We start from the raw sequence: 4625 nt of genomic DNA, 5'->3' as shown, positions 1-4625 counted from the left end.
GGGCAAATGCTGCAAGTCGTGATTTTCTCCATTATCGTCGGTATTGCTCTGGTCAGCATGACAGCAGAACAATCTAGGCCCATGCTTGATTTGCTGCATTCATTACAGCAAATCTGCATGACCGTGGTGCGTTGGGCAATGCGACTTGCGCCCTATGCCGTATTCGGATTGATGGCTCAACTGACTACCAGTATCGGGTTTAGTGCTATGTTGGGGATGGCCTCCTATGTCGCCACTGTACTATTGGGGTTAGTGATAATGTTTGGCGTTTATATGCTGATATTAAAGTTCATCGCCGGACAGCACCCTGTAACGTTTCTTAAACATACCCGGGATGTACTTTTACTGGCTTTTTCCACATCCAGCTCGGCGGCGGTAATGCCTCTATCAATCAAAACAGCTCAAGAAAAACTTGCTGTCCGTCCCTCCATTGCCCAATTTGTTATACCGCTGGGCGCTACCATCAACATGAATGGCACAGCGTTATATCAAAGTGTGGCAACGGTTTTTCTGGCTCAGGTCTATGGCGTTGATTTGAGTATGGCAAGCATGGCGCTGGTGGTAGCAATGGCAGTCGGGGCATCAATTGGCTCACCGGCTACCCCGGGCGTCGGCATTGTCATTCTATCAATGGTACTCACCACCGTCGGCATCCCACCAAGTGGTATTGCCTTAATCATGGGTGTGGACCGAATATTAGATATGGCAAGAACCTCTATCAATGTCACCGGTGATTTGGTCACTTCCCGTCTGCTCGAATCCTGGGCACGAAAACAAGCGGAGTAACATTGTCCGACTTGAAGATGCGGCATAAAAGTCATCATTTTGTCTTGAATGCACATCAAACTATTTTCACGCACTTGAAATGAATAGCTATCTGATCAACGCTTGAATAAAGAATTATTCGCCTTGCTCACTCTGAGTAAAACAGAAATGCTGAAAAATCAGCTGGAAGGATCTCGTATGAATCAAGTTGAAGACATTCAGATTGATAAAAAGACTCTGGAACAGATGCACGCCTATTGGCGCGCCTGTAATTATCTCGCCGCAGGGATGATTTATCTGCAGGACAACCCGTTACTAAAATCGCAGCTAGAACCAAGTCATGTTAAAAACAGACTGCTGGGCCACTGGGGCTCCAGCCCGGGTTTGAGTTTTATCTACATTCATATGAACAGGCTCATTAATAAGTACGATCTCAACGCTATTTTCATGGCGGGTCCTGGGCATGGTGCTCCGGGGGTGTTAGCGCCGGTCTACCTTGAAAGCACTTATTCAGAAGTGTATCCCAACAAAAGTGAAGATATAGACGGTCTTCGCCAGTTTTTCAAAGACTTTTCATTCCCGGGTGGTATCGGTAGTCACTGTACACCTGAGACACCGGGCTCGATTCATGAAGGCGGCGAACTGGGTTACAGCCTGTCACATGCCTTCGGTGCCGCCTTTGATAACCCCGATCTTATTACCACTGTCGTGGTAGGTGATGGTGAAGCAGAAACTGGACCGCTTGCTACGTCATGGCACTCAAATAAATTTCTTAACCCGGCGCGTGATGGCGCGGTGTTACCGATTCTGCATCTGAATGGTTATAAAATTAACAATCCCACGCTGCTGTCCCGAATTTCTCACGAAGAATTGGAGAACCTATTGAAAGGTTATGGGTGGACGCCTTATTTTGTTGAAGGTGATGATCCCATGACTATGCATGCTCAAATGGCTGCCACCATGGAGCACTGCATAAATGAAATCAAAACGATTCAAGACAAAGCTCGACAATCGGAGAAAGTAGAACGTCCCCGCTGGCCAATGATCATTCTTCGCAGTCCAAAAGGCTGGACGGGCCCGGATTATGTTGATGATCATAAAGTCGAGGGTTATTGGCGTGCGCATCAAGTACCTATTGCTGACGTCAAAGACAATCCTAAACACCTCAAGCAATTGGAGAACTGGCTTCTTAGTTATAAACCTCATGAGCTGTTTGACGTTGAAGGTCGCTTGATTCCCGAGCTCAAAGCGCTTGCGCCAACAGGGCTTAAACGAATGAGTGCAAACCCCAGCGCAAACGGTGGTCTGCTGCGAAAAGCACTTAAGATGCCTGACTTTAAAGACTATGCAGTCGAACTCAAAAGCCGTGGCACTGAATCCGTTCAAAATACCCGTCCGCTGGGTCGATTCTTGCGCGACATCATGAAAAAGAATATGCAGAATTTCAGGGTGTTTGGTCCGGATGAAAATTCTTCCAACAAACTGGACGATATATATGACGCCAGCAAGAAGCTATGGATGGCCGACTTGTTACCGGAAGATGAGGATGGCGGTCAGTTGTCACCCGATGGCCGAGTGCTGGAAATGCTTTCTGAACACACACTGGAAGGTTGGCTGGAAGGGTATCTGCTGACTGGCCGGCACGGCTTTTTTTCCACTTACGAAGCATTTGTGCATGTGATTGATTCCATGTTTAACCAACACGCTAAATGGCTTGATATATGTAATCAGGTCGATTGGCGTGCATCAATATCCTCACTCAACCTACTCATCACCAGCACCGTATGGCGTCAGGATCACAATGGCTTCAGTCATCAGGATCCAGGCTTTTTGGATCTTGTCGTTAATAAAAGCCCGACGGTTTGCCGTATTTATTTACCGCCGGATGCGAATTGTTTGTTATCGGTTGGCGATCACTGCCTGCGTTCAGAAAACTACGTCAATGTGATTGTGGCTGATAAACAAAATCATCCACAGTTTCTGGATATGAACGAGGCTGTTCAACATTGCACCAAAGGCCTGGGAATCTGGGACTGGGCAAGCTCTGATGAAGGTAGTGTTCCCGATGTTGTGATCGCAGGTTGTGGTGACATCCCAACACAGGAAGCTTTAGCCGCTACAGCATTGCTGCATGAATTTTTTCCCGATCTGAAAGTTCGCTTTATCAATGTCGTGGATCTATTTAAATTATTACCTGACACAGAGCACCCTCATGGTCTGTCTGATAAAGACTTTGATAGCCTGTTCACACGAGATATACCGGTCATTTTCAACTTTCATGGCTATCCCTGGTTAATCCATAAGCTGACTTACCGCCGTACTAATCATACAAATATCCATGTGCGGGGTTACAAAGAGAAAGGCAATATCAATACCCCTCTTGAACTGGCGATTCGTAATGAAATTGATCGATTCAGTATTGCCATTGACGTTATCGATCGCGTTGAAGGGCTTCACGATATCGGTGCCCACGCCAAGCAAAAACTCCGCGATGCCCAGTTAGCGTGTCGCCTTTATGCGTATGAATATGGTATCGACAAGCCTGAGTACGCTGAATGGACCTGGTCTGCTGAATAAAATACTGGAATGAAACAAATCCTTGTTATTAACAGTGGCAGTTCGTCGATTAAGTTCAAAATTTTCGATTTAACTGCAGCAGCCACCCTTATCACTGGGTATGTCACTGGAATAGGTGATGCAAAAAGTGAGTATCAACTCAACCTGACTATTGATGAAGATAGTGAGAAAAACACGATAACCGAGTCATTCCGTGATCATATTGAGGCATTTAACCGTATTTTTGATGATCTGGCGTCTTTACCAAAAAAACACCCCGAGATAGAAATTGATGCCATTGGTCATCGCGTTGTTCACGGAGGAACCCGCTTTACGCATCCCGTTCGTCTCACCCCCGACATGATTGATGAAATAGGCGAGAATGCCTATTTAGCCCCACAGCATATGCCCGGTAATCTGATAGGAATGCGACGATGCATGGCGACATTTGCTGATACCCCGCAAGTGGCAGTGTTTGATACTAGCTTTCATCAGAGCATGCCTGAATATGCTTTTCGCTATCCCGTTCCGGAAAAGTGGTTCAGCGATTATGGCATTCGACGTTTTGGTTTTCATGGTACATCGCATCAGTATGTCTCGGGAAAAGCCGCTGAAATGTTAAATAAACCGGCTGAGACCCTCAATATTATCAGTCTGCATCTTGGTAATGGTGACAGTGCCTGTGCGATTCACCATGGGCATAGTATTGATACATCAATGGGATTTACACCGCTTGAGGGACTCATGATGGGTAGCCGAAGCGGTGATCTGGACGCATCAATTCCACTCTACCTACAACAACGACATGGCTTATCAGCCGATGAGGTAACACATCAACTTAATTTTGATTCCGGCTTACAAGCGATATGTCACTCTCATGATATGCATGAAATCATTGAGCGTGCAGAGCAAGGCGATAGAAGCGCACAGTTAGCCTTGGATATGTTTGTCCATCACATACGTAAATATATCGGTGCTTATTTGATTACATTGAAAGATGTCGATGCACTTATTTTTTCAGGCGGGATAGGTGAAAACGCAGCAACCATTCGGGCCCGGTGCTGTGAGGGATTGGAAAATTTCGGCATTGTGCTTGACCAGAATCTGAACTTGAGAACCAGGCAGATTCCCACTGTCATTTCTGCCCCCTCCAGCAAGATAACGATTTTTATGATTCCTACTCAGGAAGAGCTGCAGATAGCGTATGAAGTGAGTCATTTATTAAATCCTGATAGGTAAGCACCTTTGCATTCACGCTGCTCGACTCAAAGGCTGACATCTAAAACATCACTGGTTTAGGACCT

General features: G+C 46.1%; 3 protein-coding genes. All 3 read left to right on the top strand.

Going from position 1 to position 4625, the window contains the following annotated elements:
* Nucleotides 1–786, top strand: a 786-nt coding sequence (locus ACTF5U_RS00770) for a dicarboxylate/amino acid:cation symporter (protein WP_438969717.1), incomplete at its 5' end; no start/stop codon positions are given.
* Between the two features lie 177 nt (nucleotides 787–963).
* On the top strand, nucleotides 964–3342 hold the full coding sequence (locus ACTF5U_RS00765; protein WP_438969716.1) for a phosphoketolase family protein: 2379 nt from the start codon (nucleotides 964–966) through the stop codon (nucleotides 3340–3342).
* 9 nt (nucleotides 3343–3351) lie between these two features.
* Nucleotides 3352–4560 carry an acetate/propionate family kinase gene (locus ACTF5U_RS00760; protein WP_438969715.1) on the top strand — a complete coding sequence of 403 codons (1209 nt, stop codon included), beginning with the start codon at nucleotides 3352–3354 and terminating at the stop codon, nucleotides 4558–4560.
* The last annotated feature ends 65 nt before the right edge of the window (nucleotides 4561–4625 follow it).

It is taken from the genome of Methylophaga sp., assembly GCF_965655755.1.
Lineage (GTDB): Bacteria > Pseudomonadota > Gammaproteobacteria > Nitrosococcales > Methylophagaceae > Methylophaga.
This window is presented reverse-complemented; position numbering and strand designations above follow the sequence as displayed.